This window comes from Leekyejoonella antrihumi, assembly GCF_007845645.1.
GTDB lineage: Bacteria > Actinomycetota > Actinomycetes > Actinomycetales > Dermatophilaceae > Leekyejoonella > Leekyejoonella antrihumi.
On sequence record NZ_VCQV01000137.1, the window covers coordinates 1 to 1,082 of the forward strand.

At 63.3% G+C, this 1,082-nt stretch carries 1 protein-coding gene; it reads left to right on the forward strand.

Annotated elements, in window-relative coordinates; translation table 11 throughout:
* Positions 1–14: 14 nt before the first annotated feature.
* A partial coding sequence (locus tag FGL98_RS25130; protein ID WP_246136748.1) for an acyl-CoA mutase large subunit family protein occupies positions 15–1,082 on the forward strand: 1,068 nt, incomplete at its 3' end.

Below are 1,082 nucleotides of genomic sequence, written 5' to 3' on the forward strand. Positions count from 1 at the left end.
GGTATAAGGAGTTGGTGGCTGCGGGCACGGGCGGGTTGTCGGTGGCGTTCGATCTGCCGACGCAGATGGGGTATGACTCGGATGCGGCGATCGCGCATGGTGAGGTCGGCAAGGTCGGGGTGGCGATCGACTCGTTGGATGACATGCAGGTGTTGTTTGATGGGTTGCCGTTGGACCAGGTGTCCACGAGTATGACGATCAACGCGCCGGCGTCGACGTTGTTGTTGTTGTATCAGCTGACCGCGCGGGCGCAGGGGATCGGGCCGGAGAGGCTGACCGGCACGATCCAGAACGATGTGCTCAAGGAGTACATCGCGCGGGGGACGTATATCTACCCGCCGCGGGAGTCGTTGCGGTTGATCAGTGACATTTTTTCGTACTGTCAGGGCGAGTTGCCGCGGTGGAACACGATCTCGATCAGTGGGTATCACATGGCCGAGGCGGGTGCCACGCCGGTGCAGGAGGTCGCGTTCACCCTGGCGAACGCGAAGGAGTATGTGCGGGCGGCGGTGGCTGCGGGGTTGGCGGTGGATGATTTCGCGCCGCGGTTGTCGTTCTTCTTCGTCGCGCGCACGACGCTGTTGGAGGAGGTCGCGAAGTTTCGTGCGGCGCGGCGGATGTGGGCGCGGATCATGCGGGAGGAGTTCGGGGCGAGGAATCCGAAGTCGTTGATGCTGCGGTTTCACACGCAGACGGCGGGGGTGCAGCTGACGGCTCAGCAGCCGGAGGTCAACATGGTTCGGGTCGCGTTGCAGGGGTTGGGCGCGGTGCTGGGTGGGACGCAGTCGTTGCATACGAACTCGTTTGATGAGGCGATCGCGTTGCCGACGACGAAGGCGGCCCGGTTGGCGTTGCGCACCCAGCAGGTCATCGCGTTCGAGAGTGATGTGACCAAGACGGTCGACCCGTTCGCGGGGTCGTATCTGATGGAGTCGTTGACCGATGACCTGGAGGAGGCGGCGTTGGCGTTGATGGGTCAGGTCGAGGACAAGGGTGGTGCGGTGCGGGCGATCGAGGAGGGTTTCCAAAAGGGTGAGATCGAGCGGTCCGCGTATCAGATTGCGTTGGAGATCGATGGGGGT